At 47.4% G+C, this 388-nt stretch carries 2 tRNA genes; both read right to left on the bottom strand.

What is annotated here, in order from left to right:
- Positions 1–213: 213 nt before the first annotated feature.
- A tRNA-Ala gene (locus tag AWT75_RS20505) sits at positions 214–289 on the bottom strand.
- Positions 290–293: 4 nt separating this feature from the next.
- Positions 294–370: transfer RNA gene (locus AWT75_RS20500), tRNA-Ile, on the bottom strand.
- Between the last annotated feature and the right edge of the window lie 18 nt (positions 371–388).

Raw genomic sequence — 388 nt, 5'->3', positions numbered from 1 at the left:
TTTTGGTATGGCGACATGACATTAGATACAATCAAATTCCCAAGATGACGATTTGTCCCACATGCAGAATTAACTGCAGGTGTTTCATCTCGCCGTCTAATTAATTCGGCTTCTTCAGTTTGTTAAAGATCGGGCATTGTCTACACAACGCAAACAAAAATCCACGCAGCCATAAATTTCGCTGTGTGCGCTTTTGTTTGCACTGTAAGGTGGTGGTGGAGGATGACGGGATCGAACCGACGACCCCCTGCTTGCAAAGCAGGTGCTCTCCCAACTGAGCTAATCCCCCAAACTGGTGGGTCTGGAAGGACTCGAACCTTCGACCCCTGCGTTATCAACACAGTGCTCTAACCAGCTGAGCTACAAACCCAGTCAAACCCTTAAAATC

It is taken from the genome of Aquitalea pelogenes (assembly GCF_001515305.1).
GTDB lineage: Bacteria > Pseudomonadota > Gammaproteobacteria > Burkholderiales > Chromobacteriaceae > Aquitalea > Aquitalea pelogenes.
Note: the sequence above shows the minus strand (reverse complement) of the source record. Positions and strands in the feature narration are given on the sequence as shown.